This is a genomic window from Pyxidicoccus xibeiensis (assembly GCF_024198175.1).
In the GTDB taxonomy this organism is placed as follows: domain Bacteria; phylum Myxococcota; class Myxococcia; order Myxococcales; family Myxococcaceae; genus Myxococcus; species Myxococcus xibeiensis.
The window spans coordinates 1,940,728-1,959,094 of sequence record NZ_JAJVKV010000001.1; the positions used below are offsets into that span (position 1 = coordinate 1,940,728).

Sequence of the window (18,367 nt, forward strand, 5' to 3'; positions counted from 1 at the left end):
ATGTAGGTGGCGCAGGGTCGCCTCCAGGGCAGGCAGGCCCGGAGGAGGGGGCCGGGGCCCGTGCCTTGAGGCCACCCGGGCCGCGTGCTACCCGGGAGGGTGGTGATGCCCGGCGAGCGCCCTACCTCCGACCGTGACATGGCGGCCTGCCTTCGGGGACAGGGAGCCCGGGTGACGGCCCTGCTCTTCGCGGGGCTCCTGGCCCTGCTGCCGGCGGAAGGGCTCGCCTGCCCCGCGTGCACGGTGCGTGCGTCGGAGTCGCCGGTGCGGTCGGTGCTGCTGCTGGGGGCGTTGGTGCTCGCGCCGTTCCTGCTGGTGGGCCTGGGCGTGTGGGCGGCACGGTGGGCCGCGCGGGAGGACCACCCGTGAGCCCGCTGCCTTCCGGAGCGGAGGACACGGCTGCGCTCCGCGAGGTGGGAGCGGCACTGCCGGGCAACGGGGGCGCCGGACTCCATGGTGCGCCAGAGGTGGGCGCGGCCCTGCCCGATGAAACCCCATCGCCAGGGCGCGGAGACACCCTGCCGGACGGAGCCGCACGACCGGAGAGCGGACTCGTCCCGCCCGGCTCCGCGCCCACGGTGGCTGCGGGGCTCACTCCCGACGCACCTCGTGACGCCTGGACGCTGGCGCTGCCCGAGGATGCGAGCACACACGGACATCGCATCGACGCGCTGCTCGGATGGAGCCATCGCTTCGACGCGGTGCTGGTGGCGATAGCGCTGGGGTGGTTGGTGTTCGCGGTGTGGCGCTTCCGGGGCGCACGGCGGGTGGCGTCGGATGGAGGGACGCGGCGCTCGCGAGCGTGGGTGCTGGGCCTGGCGCTGGGCGCCTTCGTCGTGGTGGACGGCACGCTGCTGCTGGGCTCTCACGCCTACCTGCGCGACGTGCTGTGGAACTTCCACGTGCCCGCGGAGGACCCGCGCACGGTGCGGATTGAAGTCAATGCGCACCAGTGGTCCTGGGAGGCGCGGTACGCCGGCGAGGACGGCCGCTTCGGCACGCCCGACGACGTGGTGACGTGGAACGACCTGCGCGTCCCGGTGGGCGTGCCCGTCTGGGTGCAGCTCGTGTCCACGGACGTGGTGCACGGCTTCTCGCTGCCGCACTTCCGCGTGAAGCTGGATGCGATTCCGGGCCGCGTGAACCAGACGTGGTTCCAGGCCGCGCGCGAGGGGACGTGGGAGGTGGCCTGCTACCAGCACTGCGGCACCAGCCACTACAAGATGCGCGGCCTGCTCCACGTCATGTCACCCGAGTCCTACGCCGCGTGGCTGCACGAGGCGGGACGGCAGGCCGTGCAGGCCCATGACGAGAACGACAGCGCGGCGCGGTGGGGCTGGGAGTGGAAGGCGCCGTGAGCCTGTTCTCCTCGGACCACAAGGCGGTGGCGCGGCGGTACCTGTGGAGCGGGCTGGGCTTCCTGCTGCTCGGCGGGGTGCTGGCGCTGCTCATCCGCTGGCAGTGGGCCCTGCCGGGGCAGCCGGTACCGGGGCTGGCCTGGGCGCTCCCCGAGTCTCACGGCGCGCTCACTCCGCCGTCCTACACGGCCGTGTTCACGATGCACGGCCTCATCATGATCTTCTTCGCGGTGACGCCGCTGCTCTTCGGAGCGCTCGGGCACTTCGTGCTGCCGCTGGCCATTGGCGCGCGAGGCCTGGCCTTCCCCCGGCTGTCCGCCCTTGGGTACCAGGTCTACGCCGTCGGTGGAGTGCTGGTGCTGGCCTCGTTCGGCGTGCGGCTCGGCCCGGCGAGCGCGGGGTGGACGGCGTACCCGCCCCTGTCGACGCCGGCCTTCACGCCGGGCCTGGGACAGACGCTGGTGACGGTGGCGGTGCTGTGCGCGGCGGCGTCCGCGTTCCTCTACGGCCTCAACTTCGTCGTCACGGTGGTGCGGTGCCGGGCGCCGGGGATGACGTGGGGCCGGCTGCCGCTGACGGTGTGGGGGCTGTTCTTCGCCTCGGTGCTCAACGTGCTGTTCGTGCCGGTGCTGGCGGCGGCCACCGCGCTGCTGCTGATGGACCGGCTGCTGGGCACGCAGTTCTTCATCGCGGGCGCGGCGGCGGTGGGCGGAGGCGGCGACCCGGTGGTGTACCAGCACCTCTTCTGGCTGTTCGGCCACCCGGAGGTCTACATCCTCATCCTCCCGGCCTGGGGCATGGTGGGCGACTTCGTGGCCTTCTTCAGCCGCAGGCCCGCGCACGGCTACCGGCTGACGGCGGGGGCCATGGGCGCGGTGACGGCGCTGAGCGGGCTCGTCTACGCGCACCACCTCTTCACGAGCGGGATGTCGCCGCTGCTCGGCCGCGCGTTCATGGTGCTGACGCTCATCATCTCGCTGCCGGCGCAGGTGATGTTCCTCAACTGGCTGATGACGCTGTGGCGGGGGAGCGTGCGGCTGACGTCGCCGATGCTCGCGGCGCTCGGGACGATGGTCGTGTTCGGCCTGGGCGGCATCACCGGACTGGCGCTGGGCGCGGTGGCCACGGACGTGCCGCTGCACGGGACGCTGTGGGTGGTGGGCCACTTCCACCTGACGATGGGCGCGGCGAGCTTCCTCGCCGTCTTCGCCGGGCTCTACTTCTGGTTCCCGAAGATGTACGGGCGGGCGATGCACGAAGGGCTGGCGAAGGCCCACGTGCTGTCGAGCGCGGTGCTGTTCCTCGGCGTCTTCGGCGGGCAGCTCGCGGCGGGGTACGCGGGACAGCTCCGGCGGCTGTATGACCCGTACCAGTACACGTACCTGAAGCACCTGCTGGCGCTGAACCAGTGGACGACGGTGTTCGCGTTCCTGCTCGGCGCGGTGCAGGTGCTGTTCGTGGTGAACCTGGTCTGGACGCTGCGGCGCGGCCGGGCGGCGGAGCAGAACCCGTGGGAGGTGGGGACGCTGGAGTGGACGAGCGCGCTCAGCCCACCACCCGAGGGCAACTTCGCCACGGTGCCGGTGGTGCTGCGCGGGCCGCATGCGCTGTCGCAGCCGGAGGTGCTGGAGCGGCTCGGCCGGGACTGGATTGGACAGGCGGAGCCGCTGCCCGAGCCGGCGTCGTCGGAAGCAGACGACGCGCTCGGGAGCGTGTCCACGGTGGGAGGTGCCACGTGAAGTCCACGGTGCCCGTGAGTGAGCAGCAGCGTGAGGACGGCGCGCAGCTCCCTGAAGGGCCACGAGAGGAGGCGTGGGGGAGGACTCCGGCTCCCGAGGGAGCGCAGCGGCACGCGAGCGATGATGCTCCCGGGCTCCCACGCCACGACCTCTCAGCTCACGCGGAGGGGACCCGGTGGCTCGGCATGGTGCTGGGGCTCGCGGCGTGGACGATGTTCTTCGTCTCGCTGACGTTCGCCGTGGGCTGGTATCGGATGCGCGAGCCCTGGCCGCCGCTGCCCTTCTCTCCGCTGCTGCTCGCGGCGCCAGGCCTGTTCCTCGTGGCGGGCAGTGTCGTGCTCCACCGGTCGAGGCGAAGCGCACCCCTTCGCAGGCTCGTGACGGCGCTGGTGCTCGGCGGGGGCTTCGTTGCCATGCAGGCGGGGCTGACGCACGTCGCGTGGTGGAACCACCAGCTGCGCATCCCCCAGGACGGCGTGCCCGCCTCCGCGTACTACGGACTCACGGGCCTGCATGTGCTGCACGTGCTCGCCGTGCTCGCGGGCGTGTTCCTCTCCGCCGTGCGTCTGTGGCGGGGAACGGAGGTGCGGGACGCGGTGCGAAGGCATGCGCCCGGCTGGCACTTCGTGACGGCGATGTGGCTGCTGCTCTTCCTGGCGGTGTACCTCCCATGAGTGCCCCCCGGTTCCTGCTGGCGGTCCTCTCACTCTCGCTGGCGGCGTGCAGCTCCAGGACCGCGCCCACCTTCGAGCCGCTGAAGCTGGCCGACGGGCGCGTCGTCCCGGCGGCGACGCTGTCTCGCGGGCACGCGGTGTACACGCACTACTGCGCGTCCTGCCATGGTGAGCGCGGAGATGGCCAGGGCCCCGCGGGGCGCGGCATGCGGCCGGTGCCCCGGAGCTTCCGTCAGGGCCTCTTCAAGTTCGGCGGAGTCGCCGCGGGCGAGCTGCCCACGGACGACGCCCTGAAGCGCACGCTGCGCCGCGGCCTGCACGGCACGCCGATGTTCGCGTGGGACGTCCCCGAGTCCGACGTGGAAGCCGTGGTGCAGTACCTCAAGACCTTCAGCCCCCGCTGGAAGGAGGAGGCACCGGGCCAGCCCCTGGGGGTGACGCCCGACCCATGGAAGGGCCGCGAGGCCGAGGCCGTGGAGCGCGGCCGCGTCGCGTACCACGTATCCGGTGGCGGCAACGCGGGCTGTGCGAGCTGCCACGTGGCGTACCTGCCTCGCGCGGAGCTGGCCGCCCTCATGGAGAAGTCGCTGGGCCGCAAGGTGGACCTGTCGAAGGTGGACCCGTACACGGCGCAGCCGCGCGAGTCCGAGCACCCCCTCGAGGTCGACGCCCAGGGCGAGCCCACCCTGCTGGGCAAGGTGCTGCCGCCGGACTTCCTCTTCCACCGGCTGCGCACGGTGTGGCCGGAGGGCGACAAGGTCGAGGGCACGCCGTACACCGCCGAGCGCCAGCGCGAGGACCTCTACCGCGTCATCACGGCCGGTGTGGGCGGCGCCGCCATGCCCACGTGGAAGGGCGCCATCCCCGAGGAGAACCTCTGGGCGCTCGCGTACTACGTGCAGTCGCTGGCACGGCTCCGCGACACGGACGAGGCTCGGGAGCTGAAGGCACGCCTCCGCGCCTCCACCATGCCCGTCCAGTGAGATTGGACTGATTCGGGAATCAAATAACTTCGGAGCCGACGAAACAACGTCTCAGCCTTTGCGAAAATCCAGGCACGTTTCATCTCCGCCCCCCAGGAGCCCTTCTTCGTGACGACCTACTCCGTTCGCAGCGGTGACACGCTCGGTGCCCTGGCCCGGCGCTTCAACACGTCGGTGGATGCGCTGGCGAAGGCCAACGGCATCGCCAACCCGAACAAGATCTACGCCGGTCAGAAGCTGAACGTCCCGGACGGGTTCGACGCGCCCCGGGTCTCGGGCTCGGGCGGTGGCTCCAGCTACACGGTGAAGTCCGGTGACACGCTGAGCGGAATCGCGGGCAAGTTCGGCACCTCGGTGAGCGCGCTGGCGAAGGCGAACGGCATCTCCAACCCCAACCGCATCTTCGCCGGCCAGCGGCTCACGATTCCGGGCAGCGGCGGCGCGGCGCCGAGCAGCCCGGCCCCCTCCGGCGGTAGCCGGACGCACACGGTGAAGTCGGGCGACACGCTGAGCGGCATCGCCGGCAAGTACGGCACGTCGGTGGGCGCGCTGCAGCGGGCGAACAACATCTCCAACCCGAACCTCATCTACGTGGGCCAGAAGCTCACGATTCCGGGCGGTGGCGCGGCCCCGGGCCAGCCGGCTCCGAACCCGCCGCCGGTGGGCGGGGTGGGTGGGCCGAAGCCGGTGCCGGGTGGCTCGGCGGGAGTGACGGTGGCGCAGCTGCGCCGGGTGATGCCGAACCTGTCCCAGGCGAAGGCCGAGCAGTACCTGCCGCACCTGAACCGGGCCATGGCGGAGGCGAACATCACCACGCCGCAGCGCAAGGCCGCCTTCCTGGCGCAGCTCGCGCACGAGAGCGGTGAGCTGCGCTACATGGAGGAGATTGCCTCCGGTGCGGCGTACGAGGGCCGTCGCGATTTGGGCAACACCCAGCCGGGCGATGGCGTGCGCTACAAGGGCCGTGGCCCCATCCAGCTCACCGGCCGCGCCAACTACCGGGCCGCGGGCCAGGCGCTGGGCATCGACCTGGAGGGCAACCCCGCGCGCGCGAAGGACCCGGACGTCGCGTTCCGCATCGCGGGTTGGTACTGGTCTTCGCGCAACCTCAACACCTACGCGGACGCGGGCAACTTCCGCGAGGTCACCCGCCGCATCAACGGCGGCTACAACGGCATGGCGAGCCGCGAGATGTACTACCGCCGCGCGCAGGACGTGTTCTGACACGCCCGGCCGCGAAGCCGGAGTGACGCGAGGACCGTGCGCCCACGAGGCCGCGGTCCTCGCTGTGTTTCAGGGACCTGGTTCCAGAGGCGGAACGGCCCTGCACGGTGGTGGCGCGCGGTGGTCCGACCGGCCATGCACCCTCCCACGCACCGGAGGCTGGAAGGAACGTTCATTCCGCGCGGCGAAGAGGGCCGGGGTGGGGAGCGGGCATGGACCTTCCGGACCCGGCCAGGGCAGGCGTGGGACGGACCCTTTCTGGCACCGGGCGGACGCGCGCTGTCGTGAGGGTCTCTCGGTGGGCCGCTGCGTCCTGCATGAGTCCCATTGGGTAGACGCCACGTCCGGGGCTCGCGACGCCGCACGGCCAGCGCCGGGCCGTGTTGCCGGGCACCTGACGATGGTCCACCCGGTGCACCGGGCAGTGCGTTTCCTGACCGGAGCGCGCCCATGCCTCGTATCGACTCTTCCAGCGGTACCGCTGTCCCCATCGACACCGCCTCCGAGACGGGCCCCACGCCGGCCCCCTCACGGCCGAAGCCCGCCTCCACCCCGGCACCCACCGCTCGCAACGAGGTGCGCGCCTATGCCGGTCCTCCCGCACGCGGTCCCTCCTCGGCGGCGACTCCCGCGGGCTCCGGTCCGACCGTCTCCGCGAGCGAGCTCGAGGTCCTTCGTGGAAGGCCGCGCCCCGCGTCCCCTGACGTGCCCGGCAGCGTGTACACCCGCATCCGGGAGCACCTCACCACCGGGCTCACCGACTGGCGCATCAGCGGGAACGACGTGAAGGCCGTGCACACGGCGCTCGGGACGCTGCAGCCAGGGGCCTACCGTGTGGCCCTGGAGCGGATGGAGCGCGACCACCTGCTGGGCGCGTACGTGAAGGCGCAGGACCCGGACGCGCGGCTGGCGTTCCTGGAGCAGGCCGAGTCCAAGGGCCTGCTCCAGCGCCGCAAGGGCGACGCACCCGCCGGTCCGCTGGGCTACCCCGCCATGCCGGACTTCTTCCGGAACGACTCCCGGCTGCCGGCGTCGATGCGCGACGCGGTGAACCAGCATGCCATCCAGGCGGGGGCGGGCTTCTACAGGGGATATGCCGGCTACCTCGACCGCTACGCCCAGGCCGTCGAGGCGGCGAAGAGTCCCCGGGACCTCGAAGCACTGGGGGCACCGAGGAAGGCGCACCTGAAGGACTCGGTCCTCGGCCTGGATGACAGGAAGGACCCGGCGCGGGAGGCCTACGCGGCGGCGTGGCGGCAGGGCATCGGCCAGCCGGAGTCGCTCAACCGCACGTACCAGCGGCTCAACGCCCGGCATCGCGAGCTCACCGGCGAGCGGCCCGCGGGCAGCCTCCAGCTCAACGCCAAGGTGGAGGTCTCCCGCGGCCCGCTCAAGGGAGGGGTGGAGGCGAAGGTGGACACCCGGGGCAAGGTGGGGCTCAAGGGCGAGGCGGGGGTGGAACTGAAGGGCGGGCCCCTGGGGCTCGAGCTGATGCACGACACGTCCGGCAAGCAGAAGGTGGAGACGAAGCTCGACCTGGGCTTCCTCAAGCTCAGCGTGGCCTCGGATGGCGAGGCGAAGCTGTCCCTGGGGCCTGGCAAGGACCACCATGGCTTCGTGAAGCTCAACCTGGAGAAGGCGGAGTTCGGCGGCGGTGTCACCGCGAAGGTGAAGGCTCCAGGAGGCGCGAAGGTGGAGGTGGAGACGGGCGTCAGCATGAAGGGCCTGACGTCCGAGCACGCCAGGCAGGCCGTCGACAAGGACCACCGCGGCCTCTTCGACGCCTCACGCAAGAAGCCGTGATTCACGCCGCCCGCGCGCCTCAGCGCAGGTTCGCGGGCAGCAGCTTCTCCACCACGACGATGTCCTGCCACACGCCGTCCAGCGGAGCGTGCTTCTCGTGGAGGCCCACCTCGCGGAAGCCGAGGCTTGCCAGCAGCGCGCGGCTCGTCGTGTTGGTGGCGAAGACGCGCGAGGTGAGCTTGTGGAAGCCGGCGGCCTCCACGGCGCCCAGCAGCGCCTGCACGGCGAGCCGTCCCGCCCCCCGGCCTCGTGCCTCGGGGGCGACGTAGATGCTGAAGTCCGCCACGCCCGCGTAGCAGGCCCTGGGGCTGTAGGCGCTGCTGGAGGCGAAGGCGACGACGCGCCCCGCGTCCTCCACCACCATGACGGGGTGCCGGCCTCTCAGCCAGCCGGCGATGTCCGCGGGAGTGCGCGGGTGCGTCTCGAAGGTGGCGCGGCGCTCGGCGATGCCGGCGTTGTAGATGGCCGCAATGGCGGCGCAGTCCGCTGTCGTCGCGGGGCGGGCGGTGAGGCCGGAGGTGCTCATGACGGAGCCACCGGCGCGGAAGGGGCCGTGTCGTCGGGCTCGGAGCGCTGGCGCATCAGATACGCGGACAGCAGGGGCAGGTACCAGGGCACCACCAGCATGACCCACACCCCGACGCGCTGACCCAGCGCGTAGAGGAACCAGAAGGCGCCCTGGAGCACCATGCCGCTGACGCCCATCGACTGGAGCCTGCGCCAGTCCAGCAGGTGGCCGAAGAGGGCCGCCAGCGGTGGCAGCACCACCAGGCCCAGCGAAATCATCGACAGCGTGTCCATCCCGGAGTCGTGGCTGTGCGACGTCCTGTCTCCCCAGGAGAACAGGAACAGCATGACGAGCTGCACCAGCAGGGTCACCACGGTGAAGACGATGGCCGGCATCGAGGCGCCGCCCTCCCGCGCGCCGCCCGGCTCCTCCAGCCGCACCGCCTCCAGCACCTCCGGGGGGACCTCCAGCGCATACGGGTAGCCCAGCTCCATCAGGGCCTCCAACGCCGAGGCGCGCAGTGAGCGCCCGTTGGTGCCCCTCCGCTCGGACGCCTCGTCCGGAAGGGACAGCAGCGACAGCAGGTAGTCCGCCCGCTCGCGGGGCGACTCGGTGTCCCCGGGCGGCCGGGCAATCGCCGCGAGGAGCGCATCCACCTCGGCCTGGATGAGGCCCGGTGAGGTCATGGCCTGGCGCAGCTCCGTCAGGGACGCCGACGGCGGAAACGGGGCCAGCGACGCTTCCTCGGAAGCGGCGGCCGGAGGCGGCGCGGAGCGGAGGCGGGTCTGGGCCATGGCGAAGGGCGGTGAAGTCCATCCTACTCGCCTGGCCGCGCGACGGGTGCCAGGCGCTGTCGCCCGGAGGGCAGGGGAGCGGGCCTGCAGCAGAGCAACGCCTGCCCCTCATGCGCACCCTTTCCCCGTGTAACCCCTTTCACGACGAGCGAGGAAGCGCATGGGGATGGAGCGAGCGCAGCGGTTCGTGGACGCACTGACGAGGCTGGAGGAGTCCGGTGACCTGGAAGGGCTGGTCTCCCTCTTCAGCGACGATGCGCAGGTGAGCAACGTGGCCTCGCCGCGCGTCTTCTCCGGGCAGGACGGCGCCCGGCAGTTCTGGAAGGAGTACAAGGGCACCCTCGGTCAGGTGAAGTCCACCTTCCGGAACATGATTGAGGCCGGGGACCGCGTGGCCCTCGAGTGGGAGACGCAGGGCACCGCCCGCAACGGCGCGGCCGTGGCGTACGAGGGCGTGTCCATCATCGAGTGGGACGGGGACCGCATCAGCCGCTTCTTCGCCTACTTCGACCCGCACGCGCTCGGCCAGGAGCTGTCACACGGCACCGCGCAGCGCTCGGAGGTGCCCGCCACCACGCCCGCGTGAGCCGCGCGCGCTCCGCCGTCCGGACCGGACGGCGGGGTGGACCTCACCGTGGGACGGGCGCGCGGGGCAGCTCCACGGTGACGGTGGTGCCCTCGCCGGGAGCGCTCTCCAGGTGGATGCTTCCACCGTGGGCCTCCACCACCTGCCGGGAGAACCAGAGGCCCAGCCCGAAGCCGCCATAGTGCCGCAGCGGCACCGCGCGGCCGAAGCGCTGGAAGAGGTGCGCCTGGTGCTCGGCGGGGATGCCGATGCCCCTGTCACGCACCACCAGCCGCGCGAAGTCCTCCGTCGCGGCCGTCACCTCCAGGTCCACCGGCCGGCCCTGGCCATACTTCAGCGCGTTGGACACCAGGTGCGTCACCACGCCCTCCACGCGTGCGCAATCCCACTGCCCGTGCACGGCCTGGGGCGCGTGCAGGTGGACGGCGGTGCCCGCGCGCAGCATCTCGTCGCTGAAGCGTCCCAGCACCTCGCGGCACAGCTCCACCAGGTCCACCGGCGTGGCGTCCAGGTGCAGCCGGCCCTCGGACAGGCGGGACACCTCCAGCAGCTCGTGCACCAGCCGGCCCAGCCGGTCCACCTGGTGGGTGGCGACGGTGGCGCGCGTGCGCACGTCCTCGTCCGACGAGCCGCGCCGCAGCAGCGACAGCTGCAGCTTGAGGGACGTCAGCGGGGTGTTCAGCTCGTGGCTGGCCACGGCGAGAAAGTCGTCGCGCAGCTGCAGCGCCTGCTGCGTCTGGTGGAAGAGCTGCGCGTTGCGCACGGCCGCGGTGGCGCGGCGGGCCAGCTCCATGGCCAGCGCCAGGTCCTCGTCGGTGAAGTGGCGCTCGGACAGCGAGTGGCCCAGCGTCAGCGCGCCCAGCGCGCCCTCCGGTGTGGCCAGCGGCACGGACAGCCACGAGCACGGGCCCAGCGCGCGCAGCAGCGCCCGCCCCGGCGCGTCCCCCGCGGTGGCCTCCACCCAGGCGCCGTCCACATGCGGGTGGAAGCAGGGCTCGCCGGTGTCGAGCGCCCAGACGGGGGCGCCCGGCGCGTCGGCGGGATGCCAGCGGCTGGCGGCCAGCAGCGCGGTGGCCTCGGGGGTGATGGCGTGGAAGGTGCGGCGCACCTCCGGGTCCGGCCCGCGCACGTCGATGATGCAGAAGTCTCCCAGCGAGGGCACCAGCGCCAGGGCCGCCGCGCGCAGCGTCTGCCCCATGTCCAGCGACGTGGCCAGCGTGGCGGTGGCGTGCTGGAGCAGGCCGGCGCGCTCGGCCTGGCGGCGCTCGGCGGCGAGCAGGCGGGCGCGCTCCACGGCCATGGCGGCCTGCTGGGCCAGCATCTCGAGGAAGGCGCGCTCCTCCGGGTCGAAGCTCCGCTCGCGAAGCCAGGAGACCACCAGCGTGCCCACCACGCGCCCTCGCGCCATCAGCGGCAGGCACGCGGAGGCCTGCTCACCCGCGTACACGGCGTGGACGGTGGCGGCGGCCTCGGGGTAGTGCCTCGCGAGGCAGGCCACGTCCTCCAGCAGCACGGGCGCGCCGGTGCGCACCGCCTCGGCCATGGGCATGTGCGCCGTCAGCGGCATGCGGGCAAAGGCGGCGGCCACCGGAGGCTCGTAGCGCACGGTGTGGACGAGCTCCAGCGTGGTGCCGGCCGCGTCCAGCAGGAAGAGGGCGCCCGCGTCAGCGGGCAGCGCGCGCAGCGCCTCCTGCACCACCGCTCGCGCCACGTCCTGCGGGGTGAGGGCCCCGGACAGAGCGAGCGTGAGCGACTGCAGGCTCCGCATGCGCGCGCTGACGAGCTCGACGCGAGCCCGGGCGCGGCGCTCCGGGGACGGAAACTCCAGCCGCGTGACCTGGGAGCGCTTCTCCATATGCGTGGCCCCCTCCGCATGGGGCGGCACGGACAGGACAACCAGAACGCAGCCGGAGCCGATTTGCCGGCTTCCGGCGCGATGATTGTCCTGCGCCCGTCACTCCCTCACGGACAGTGAACAGACCGGTGGGGTCGGCACCGGCGCGCGGCACCCGCCGGGGTTCGCGGAACGACAGCCGCCCCTGACCCGCATGCACCTTCCGTCCGGGCAGCCAGGGCGCTACCGTCGCCCGTCGAAGCCCCGGAGCAGCCACCGCCGGGCATCCACTGGCAGCGAGGTCATGAGCCGGTCCCCCGAAGCCGCCCGACTCGCGGTACTCTCCCTGACGTTGCGTTTCCGACACGGCCCTGCCCCGCGGGGTCGCGGTAGCCTGGAGGCCGGCCCTCGAGAGGGTTGTCGAAGACCTGCGCAGACCCGGTCGCCTGCCTTGCGCCCACACGGAAACAACTGATGACCCGCTTCGCCGCCTTCCTCGTCGTCCTGTCCCTGCTGTGCACCTCGAACGCCTGGGCCCAGAAGAAGCAGCGCGAGCCCGCGAAGAAGACCTGGTCCGCCAAGAAGAAGCCGGCGAAGAAGGCCCGGCCCACTCCGAAGGCCAAGGCCCCACCGGCGTCCGCCCCGGCCCCGTCCGCCGAAGACGAGGAGCCCGCGAAGTGGATGGACCCCGCGCCCGCGTCCGCGTCCCAGGGCAAGCCCGCCACGGATGCCCCCAAGGCGCAGGCGGAGTCGGAGACGCCCGCGAAGCCGCCGTCGGTGGGGGACTCCGAGTCCATGGACTTCGACCTGCTGGAGCCCGTGGAGACGGCCCAGGCCGCCCAGGTGGACCCGGAGCTGGAGAAGCGCATCAGCCGGCGCCGCACCATGCTCAAGCTCCACCAGGGCCTGGGCTTCGCGCTGGTGGGCGGCCTGGCGGCCACCACCGTGGTGGGACAGCTCCAGTTCAACGACTCCTTCCGAGGCGGCGGGGATGACCGGAACCTGCTCGGCCTGCACCGGGGGCTGGCCATCGGCACGTCCGCCATCTTCGCCACGGTGGGCATGCTGGGCCTGCTGGCGCCCGAGCCCTTCGAGAAGGAGTTCCAGTGGGACACCGTCACGGTCCACAAAATCCTGATGTCCGTCGCCACGGTGGCCATGGTGGCGCAGGTCATCCTCGGCATCATGTCCACCAACCGCTATGGCCGGCTGTCGGAGCGGGACTACGCCACCGCGCACCAGGTGGTTGGTTTCACGACGATGGGCGCTGTGACCGCGGGTGTGCTCACCCTGTTCTTCTGAATCTTTTCGCGCCCCCGCCGTTCGGCATCCCAAGCCATTGAAGTGGGTTTCCTGGAGGTTGACGTGATTGCTCGACGAATCGCCCTGCTCGCCACGCTGCTGCTCGCCCTGCCCGCCGCGGCGCAGGTCCCCGCCCAGGGGTTCATCTACTCGGTGAAGAAGGACGCCAGCAACCTGACGTACAAGCTGCACCACCCGCTGCACGAGGTGGTGGGCAAGGCGCCGCCCAGCGACGGCAAGGCCCGCCTGCTGCCGGACGGCACGCTGCAGGTCAACGTGCGCGCCAACGTGAAGGACTTCGACTCGGGCAACTCCAACCGCGACGCGCACATGCAGGAGGCGACCGAGGCGGCGAAGTTCCCCCTGGTCGACTTCAAGGGCCAGGCCAAGGGCGTGAAGCTGCCCACCACCTTCCCGGCGACGGTGCCCGTCACCCTCAAGGGTGAGCTCACCTTCCACGGCGTGAAGCAGGGCATGGACGTGCCCATGAAGGTGACGTTCACCTCCGAGAAGGAGGCCACCGCCACCGGCACCTTCGACGTCAGCCTGGACACGCACAAGGTGGAGCGGCCGTCCCTGCTGATGAAGAAGGTGGACGACAAGCTGGTGCTGGAGACGACCTTGAAGTTCGTGGTGGAGGGGAAGTGAGCACGTCGCGACGAGGCTTTCTGAAGGGTGTGCTGGGCACGGGCGCGGCGGGGGCCGCGGCCACGGCGCTGCCGGGGTGCGCGCCGGACATCAACCCCGCGCCGGTGACGGACGTGACGGCGAGCGCGGCCGGCACGGTGGACCTGCTGGTGACGCGCTACCCGGAGCTGGAGCCGGTGGGCGGCGCGATTACCGTGCGCGTGCCCGGCGAGCCGGTGCCCCTGCTGGTGGTGCACAACAAGGGCGCCAATGCACGGGACGACTTCTCCGTGCTGTCCTCCATCTGCACGCACGTGGCCTGCCCGCTGGGCTTCGACGGCAAGGACGTGGTGTGCCCCTGCCACCTGTCGCGCTTCAGCGCGACGAACGGCGAAGTGCTGCAGCGGCCGGCCACGGTGGCGCTGAAGACGTTCACCGCGGAGTACAACCCCGGCACCAAGGTGCTGCGCATCGACCTGCGCGCGGGCCAGTCCGACTTCCCGCCGGCGGTGAACGGGCAGGTGGTGTTCCCCTTCCTCGACTACCCGCAGCTGCGCGACAACGGCGCCACGGTGTCGGGCGTCCCCACCGGCTACGGCAAGCGCATCTTCGTCTTCCGGCTGGAGGACGGGAGCCTGTCGGCGGTGGACTCCATCTGCACCCACCAGCAGTGCGAGGTGGAGTTCCGCGCGCAGGACAGGGACCTCTTCTGCCCCTGCCACGCGTCCACCTTCACCCGGCAGGGCGAGGTGACGGAGCCCCCGGCCACGCTGCCCCTCAAGAAGTTCACCGTGACGGAGACGTCGGACGCCGTCGTCGTCAACGGCGTGCTCTGAGGTAGGGCTTCTCCGCCGAGGCGGGGCCGTGCCGCCCCGCCTCGTGCGTCCGGAAGGCTCAGCCGAGCCGGTTCCAGAAGGAGCGCTTGGAGGAGACGCGGTCCAGCGCCTCCTGGAGCTCCTCGTCGTAGTCGGCGCGGTTGGCGATGTCGCCCATGGAGATGATGCCGACGACGCGGTCGTCGCGCTCCACCACGGGGATGCGGCGGATCTGCTTGCGGCCCATCAGGGCGATGATGCCGTGCAGGTTGTCGTCGGGCGTGACGGCCTCCACGTCATCCGTCATCACGTCCGACACGCGGAGCTGGTCGGGCGACTTGCCGCCGGTGAAGCCCCGGACGACCAGGTCCCGGTCGGTGACGATGCCCACCAGGCTGCCGCGCCCGTCGGTGACGGGGACGACGCCGCAGTCCTCGTCCTTCATGATTTGAGCGACGTCGCGCAGCGAGCTGTCCACGCGCGCGGTGCGCACGTTGCGGGTCATCACCTCGCGCGCGGTGAGCGGCTCGCGCTGCCAGCGGCGCCCGGTGCCGGTGCTCGTGCCCGTCGCGGTGCCGGTGCGGCCCTGGGTGCCGGCGGTGTAGTACTGGCCGCGCTCCTCGCGCAGGCGCTCGCCGGTGCGCTGGCGCTCCTCGCGGTAGCGCTCCTGGGTGCGCTGGGGGCCCTCGTTGTAGCTCTCGCCGTGGTACGGCTCCCCGCGGAGGCCCGGCCGCTGGCGGTAGTCCTCGCCGCCGTAGCCGCCGCGGTCCCACGAGCGGTAGTCGGCGCGCTGCGGGGGGAGCTCGTTGTCGCTCAGGCCCATGTCGTGGCGCGAGCCCCGGCCGGAAGCGAAGCGGCCGTCGCGGTTGTCGCGGCCGTAGGGGCCGCCGGTGTACTCGGTGCCCTCCCAGCCGCTGTCGCGGTCATCCAGGTTCATGGGGCCGGAGCGGCGGGTGCCGGACTCACTGTCGTCCACGTTGGTGCGGGTGCGGGCCATGCGCAGCGAGGCCTCGCGGTGGAAGCGGCCCTGGCGCACGGCGGCCTCCTCGTCGCGCGCGGGGTTCCAGCCGGTGAGGTCGGACTCGCCGCGCTCGCGGGAGCCGGGCGGGGCCACGTCGGCGGTGCGGTGCGTTCCAGGTTCGGGTGGGGGAGAGCGCTGCGCGGTGCGGCCGTCATCCCTGCCGTTGTCCAGGTTCTTCTGGGCCATGCGATTGCCTCCGGCGAAGTCGGGTGTGGGGCGCGAAGGGTGGCGATGGCACCCCGGTCGTCCAAGGGAGCCGAGTCCCTGCGAGAGGAGGACTGTCCTGTCCCGGGCGTCGCGGTGTCCCGGGCGCTCGCGAGCGGACACCCCCGCTGCCGCGTGGACGACAGTGGAGCGGCGGAAGTGCGCCTGGGGGCCGCGCGGAAAAAACGAAGCGCGTGCCCCCCACCCGGAGAGCACGCGCTTCGTCCCGCGCTCACACGCGGAGACCTCGCTCACACAGGCAGGAATGAGAGGGCGGCTGCCCACTCCGCCGTCACCCCTCTCCCCCGAGAGCGATGACGGCATCCTCCTCCGCGGCTGTCCCAACGCGGTGGAGCGAGTAGATGGCAGGCGGCTCTTGCTTCGCCGTCCGCGCCTTCCCCCGAAAGCGCGGACGGCCCTCTCACCCTTCGCCCGTGGAGCGGGTCTTCACTCCACGACGCAGCAGCCGTCGTCCGCTTCCTCGCAGCAGGCCAGGGTGGTCTGCGGAGGCCGCGGCATGTCGGGAGGCTCACACGTGTCGGTGCCCTGGCCGCCCTGGACGCGGGCCAGGTCCTTCACGAACAGCTCCTTGAATGTCTTCACCTTGGTGGACTTCACGTCGTACTCCCCCTCTGCGGCCGCCGTGGGCGGGTGCGCCTGGTGACTGGATGATTCCGATACGTCTCGAGGAATCAATCCTGGTCGTTGCTCGCGGCGGGCACGGGTGGGGTGAGACAGTGCGTATGTATCAGGCAGAAGGGGGAGTGACGGGTGACTCACTCCACCGCGAGCGCTTCACCCATCCGGACGAGTCCGCTGAATTCTTCCAGGTCGCCCCCCGCATCCGGTGCGGCGACGGCGACGGCGTCACGCGGGAGCTGCTCGGTGAGCCGTGACAGCAGCGCGCGGTGTGCCTCGGCGCGGGTGCGCTCGGAGGCGGCGAGGCGGGACAGCGCGGCGACGCCGTGCTCGGCGTGGAGGTCTGCCGCCCCCACGTGCTCCAGCAGGGCCTCGGGGTGGGTGAGCGCGTCGTCGTGCGCCCAGCTCCGGTTGAGCACGTAGCCCGCGAAGGGGAGGCCGCGCTCCAGGAGGGTGTCGCGGAAGAAGGCGGCCTCGCGCAGCGCGGCGGACTCGGGCGACGTCACCAGGAGGAAGGCGGCCTCCGGCGAGGCCAGCCGCTGGCGCAGCCGCTCCGTGTGCAGGCGGATGCCGGCGAAGAGGCCGCCGAAGGCGCCGACGAAGCCGCGCATCTCCCGGGTGAAGCCCGCGCCGAACACCCCGTCCAGCACGCGGCCCACCAGCGCCTGCGCGCCCTGCCACAGCCTGCCGGTGCGAGAGGACTCCTCCGGGCCGAAGAGGGAGACCACCCGGTCGTCGAGGAAGCGCGACAGGCGCCCGGGCGCGTCCAGGAAGTCCAGCGCGTGCCGGCTGGGCGGCGTGTCCAGGACGATGAGCTCGTAGCGGTCGTCGGTGAGGAAGGCGTCGAGTGCCTCGGCGGCGGCGTACTCCTGCACGCCGGCCACCAGCTCGGAGAGGAAGCGGAACATGCGGTGCTCGACGATGGTGCGCGCGGCCTCGGGGGAGGGCGCGAGCCGGTGCACCATGTGCTCGAAGACGAGGCCCGGGTCCAGCATCCACACATCCAGGCGTCCGGGGCCGGCGGGGCCATTTGCAAAGAGGCGCTCGGGGGAGACGGTGGTGGGCTCGGGGCCGCTCTCGGGCAGGCCCATGGCCTCGGCGAGCCGGCGCGCCGGGTCGATGGTGAGCACCAGCACGCGGCGGCCCGCGCGCGCGGCGGCCACCCCGAGCGCCGCGGCCGTGGTCGTCTTGCCCACGCCTCCCGCGCCGCACAGCACCAGCACGCGCTTGTCGCGCAGCAGCTTCTGGAGGTTGCGGGCGCTCACGGCAGGGCCTCGCGCGCCAGGACGCCCGCCTCCGGTGGTGTGAAGGCCTCCGCGAGCCGCTCCACCAGCTCCGGGCCGGTGACGGGCAGCTCCGGCAGGGTGAGCAGCGGTGCCTGCACGCCCGCGGCGAGCCGGGCGTGGGAGGCCCGGGCGCGCTCCAGGCGGTCCAGGGCGCGGATGCCCTGGTGGGGCCCGTGCGCGGCCAGCAGCCGCTGGAGCGCCACGCGGGACTCGGGGGTGAAGGGGTCCTCGGGCATGCGGTTGAGGATGGCGGCGGCCAGGGGCAGCTCCAGCCGCTCCAGCTCCCCGGCCAGGGCCAGGGCCTCGCTCACGGGCAGCGGCTCCGGGAGGCTGGTGAGGAGCACGGCGGTGCGCGCCGGGTCCTGGAGGAGGTCGAGCCCCTCGCGCACCGTCCTGCCGATGGGACCGCCGGGCATGATGGTCAACACCCGGCGGGGCAGCGCGGCGATGGCCAGCGCATGGCCGGTGGCGGGCAGGTCGATGATGCACAGCGGATACATGAAGCGCCCATCCGGCCGCGTGCGCCGCACCAGCGCGAGCATCTGGTACAGCAGCCCCATCTCCCGCAGCGCGGGGCCCGCCTCCAGGAACCGGCGCAGGGCGCGCGAGCGCAGCGCGGCGTCCGCCAGCCAGCGCAGGGGCAGGGTGTCCTGGAGGAAGTGTCGGTGCCCCTCCGACGCCGCGAGCCGGACGAAGTGGAGTCCGGGCCGTACTTCCGTCACCCGGGGGCCCGCGTCCTTCGCGCCCACCAGTGCGCCCAGGGGCGAAGGGCCGCCCTCGTCCGGAGCCAGCTCCACCAGCAGCACGGGGCGGCCGGCGCGCGCGGCGGCCACGGCGAGCGCCGCAGACAGCGTCGTCTTTCCCACGCCGCCCTTGCCCGACACGAGCAGGGCGCGCTTGTCCCACAGTGCTCCGAGCACGGTCACCGTCCTGCCCGCCCCGGTGGGAGCGCGCTGTCCTCTCACAGTGC

At 72.3% G+C, this 18,367-nt stretch carries 18 protein-coding genes; 11 read left to right on the forward strand and 7 right to left on the reverse strand.

Going from position 1 to position 18,367, the window contains the following annotated elements; genetic code table 11:
* Window positions 1-171 precede the first annotated feature (171 nt).
* The 7 genes from LXT23_RS07865 to LXT23_RS07895 all read left to right on the forward strand — a co-directional run bounded on the left by LXT23_RS07865 (window position 172) and on the right by LXT23_RS07895 (window position 7,781).
* Window positions 172-369: a hypothetical protein gene (locus LXT23_RS07865; protein WP_253979438.1), complete on the forward strand. Its 198-nt coding sequence runs from the start codon at window positions 172-174 to the stop codon at window positions 367-369.
* Window positions 366-1,358, forward strand: a complete 993-nt coding sequence (locus tag LXT23_RS07870) for a cytochrome c oxidase subunit II (RefSeq protein ID WP_253979439.1) — start codon at window positions 366-368, stop codon at window positions 1,356-1,358. The genes LXT23_RS07865 and LXT23_RS07870 overlap by 4 nt, the downstream gene beginning before the upstream one ends.
* Window positions 1,355-3,097: a cytochrome c oxidase subunit I gene (locus LXT23_RS07875; protein WP_253979440.1), complete on the forward strand. Its 1,743-nt coding sequence runs from the start codon at window positions 1,355-1,357 to the stop codon at window positions 3,095-3,097. The genes LXT23_RS07870 and LXT23_RS07875 overlap by 4 nt, the downstream gene beginning before the upstream one ends.
* Entirely contained in the window at window positions 3,094-3,771 is a 678-nt protein-coding gene (locus LXT23_RS50310) for a cytochrome c oxidase subunit 3 (RefSeq protein WP_253979441.1), read from the forward strand. Before LXT23_RS07875 ends, LXT23_RS50310 begins: the two co-directional genes overlap by 4 nt.
* Entirely contained in the window at window positions 3,768-4,754 is a 987-nt protein-coding gene (locus LXT23_RS07885; protein ID WP_253979442.1) for a c-type cytochrome, read from the forward strand. The genes LXT23_RS50310 and LXT23_RS07885 overlap by 4 nt, the downstream gene beginning before the upstream one ends.
* 108 nt (window positions 4,755-4,862) lie before the next feature.
* Window positions 4,863-5,978, forward strand: a complete 1,116-nt coding sequence (locus LXT23_RS07890; protein ID WP_253979443.1) for a LysM peptidoglycan-binding domain-containing protein — start codon at window positions 4,863-4,865, stop codon at window positions 5,976-5,978.
* A gap of 450 nt (window positions 5,979-6,428) precedes the next feature.
* The gene (locus LXT23_RS07895; protein WP_253979444.1) at window positions 6,429-7,781 is read left to right on the forward strand and encodes a hypothetical protein; all 1,353 of its coding nucleotides are present in this window, start codon (window positions 6,429-6,431) and stop codon (window positions 7,779-7,781) included.
* A 19-nt stretch (window positions 7,782-7,800) separates the two neighbouring features.
* Here LXT23_RS07895 and LXT23_RS07900 read toward each other — a convergent pair whose 3' ends face one another.
* Together LXT23_RS07900 and LXT23_RS07905 are read right to left on the reverse strand one after the other, a co-directional pair.
* Complete coding sequence (locus tag LXT23_RS07900) at window positions 7,801-8,307, reverse strand: arsinothricin resistance N-acetyltransferase ArsN1 family A (protein ID WP_253979445.1); 507 nt, start codon at window positions 8,305-8,307, stop codon at window positions 7,801-7,803.
* Window positions 8,304-9,083, reverse strand: a complete 780-nt coding sequence (locus LXT23_RS07905) for a hypothetical protein (RefSeq protein ID WP_253979446.1) — start codon at window positions 9,081-9,083, stop codon at window positions 8,304-8,306. Before LXT23_RS07905 ends, LXT23_RS07900 begins: the two co-directional genes overlap by 4 nt.
* 160 nt (window positions 9,084-9,243) lie before the next feature.
* Between LXT23_RS07905 and LXT23_RS07910 the strand changes: the two genes are divergently transcribed.
* On the forward strand, window positions 9,244-9,669 hold the full coding sequence (locus LXT23_RS07910) for a nuclear transport factor 2 family protein (RefSeq protein WP_253979447.1): 426 nt from the start codon (window positions 9,244-9,246) through the stop codon (window positions 9,667-9,669).
* Between the two features lie 43 nt (window positions 9,670-9,712).
* Here the strand turns inward: LXT23_RS07910 and LXT23_RS07915 are convergent, their stop codons facing one another.
* Window positions 9,713-11,524 carry a GAF domain-containing protein gene (locus LXT23_RS07915; protein WP_253979448.1) on the reverse strand — a complete coding sequence of 604 codons (1,812 nt, stop codon included), beginning with the start codon at window positions 11,522-11,524 and terminating at the stop codon, window positions 9,713-9,715.
* Between the two features lie 453 nt (window positions 11,525-11,977).
* Between LXT23_RS07915 and LXT23_RS07920 the strand changes: the two genes are divergently transcribed.
* The 3 genes from LXT23_RS07920 (at window position 11,978) to LXT23_RS50315 (ending at window position 14,268) form a co-directional block, all read left to right on the forward strand.
* Complete coding sequence (locus LXT23_RS07920; RefSeq protein ID WP_253979449.1) at window positions 11,978-12,805, forward strand: hypothetical protein; 828 nt, start codon at window positions 11,978-11,980, stop codon at window positions 12,803-12,805.
* 63 nt (window positions 12,806-12,868) lie between these two features.
* A complete protein-coding gene (locus tag LXT23_RS07925) occupies window positions 12,869-13,453 on the forward strand; it encodes a YceI family protein (RefSeq protein ID WP_253979450.1) in 585 nt (194 codons plus the stop codon).
* Window positions 13,450-14,268, forward strand: coding sequence for a QcrA and Rieske domain-containing protein (locus tag LXT23_RS50315; protein ID WP_253979451.1), 819 nt, complete (start codon window positions 13,450-13,452; stop codon window positions 14,266-14,268). Before LXT23_RS07925 ends, LXT23_RS50315 begins: the two co-directional genes overlap by 4 nt.
* A 58-nt stretch (window positions 14,269-14,326) precedes the next feature.
* On the opposite strand, the gene LXT23_RS07935 is transcribed toward LXT23_RS50315, so the two are convergent.
* The 4 genes from LXT23_RS07935 to LXT23_RS07950 all read right to left on the reverse strand — a co-directional run bounded on the left by LXT23_RS07935 (window position 14,327) and on the right by LXT23_RS07950 (window position 18,317).
* Complete coding sequence (locus tag LXT23_RS07935; RefSeq protein WP_253979452.1) at window positions 14,327-15,454, reverse strand: CBS domain-containing protein; 1,128 nt, start codon at window positions 15,452-15,454, stop codon at window positions 14,327-14,329.
* Between the two features lie 465 nt (window positions 15,455-15,919).
* Entirely contained in the window at window positions 15,920-16,090 is a 171-nt protein-coding gene (locus tag LXT23_RS07940; protein WP_253979453.1) for a hypothetical protein, read from the reverse strand.
* A 158-nt stretch (window positions 16,091-16,248) separates the two neighbouring features.
* Window positions 16,249-17,376: an ArsA family ATPase gene (locus LXT23_RS07945; RefSeq protein ID WP_253979454.1), complete on the reverse strand. Its 1,128-nt coding sequence runs from the start codon at window positions 17,374-17,376 to the stop codon at window positions 16,249-16,251.
* The gene (locus tag LXT23_RS07950) at window positions 17,373-18,317 is read right to left on the reverse strand and encodes an ArsA family ATPase (RefSeq protein ID WP_253979455.1); all 945 of its coding nucleotides are present in this window, start codon (window positions 18,315-18,317) and stop codon (window positions 17,373-17,375) included. Before LXT23_RS07950 ends, LXT23_RS07945 begins: the two co-directional genes overlap by 4 nt.
* Window positions 18,318-18,367: the final 50 nt, after the last annotated feature.

What these genes read in the sequence shown, in the direction of transcription:
- LXT23_RS07920 (WP_253979449.1), top strand. Translation starts at nt 11,978, where the DNA reads ATGACCCGCTTCGCCGCCTTCCTCGTCGTCCTGTCCCTGCTGTGCACC.
- LXT23_RS07885 (WP_253979442.1), top strand. Translation starts at nt 3,768, where the DNA reads ATGAGTGCCCCCCGGTTCCTGCTGGCGGTCCTCTCACTCTCGCTGGCG.
- LXT23_RS07910 (WP_253979447.1), top strand. Translation starts at nt 9,244, where the DNA reads ATGGGGATGGAGCGAGCGCAGCGGTTCGTGGACGCACTGACGAGGCTG.
- LXT23_RS07895 (WP_253979444.1), top strand. Translation starts at nt 6,429, where the DNA reads ATGCCTCGTATCGACTCTTCCAGCGGTACCGCTGTCCCCATCGACACC.
- LXT23_RS07905 (WP_253979446.1), bottom strand. Translation starts at nt 9,083, where the DNA reads ATGGCCCAGACCCGCCTCCGCTCCGCGCCGCCTCCGGCCGCCGCTTCC.
- LXT23_RS07935 (WP_253979452.1), bottom strand. Translation starts at nt 15,454, where the DNA reads ATGGCCCAGAAGAACCTGGACAACGGCAGGGATGACGGCCGCACCGCG.
- LXT23_RS07915 (WP_253979448.1), bottom strand. Translation starts at nt 11,524, where the DNA reads ATGGAGAAGCGCTCCCAGGTCACGCGGCTGGAGTTTCCGTCCCCGGAG.
- LXT23_RS07900 (WP_253979445.1), bottom strand. Translation starts at nt 8,307, where the DNA reads ATGAGCACCTCCGGCCTCACCGCCCGCCCCGCGACGACAGCGGACTGC.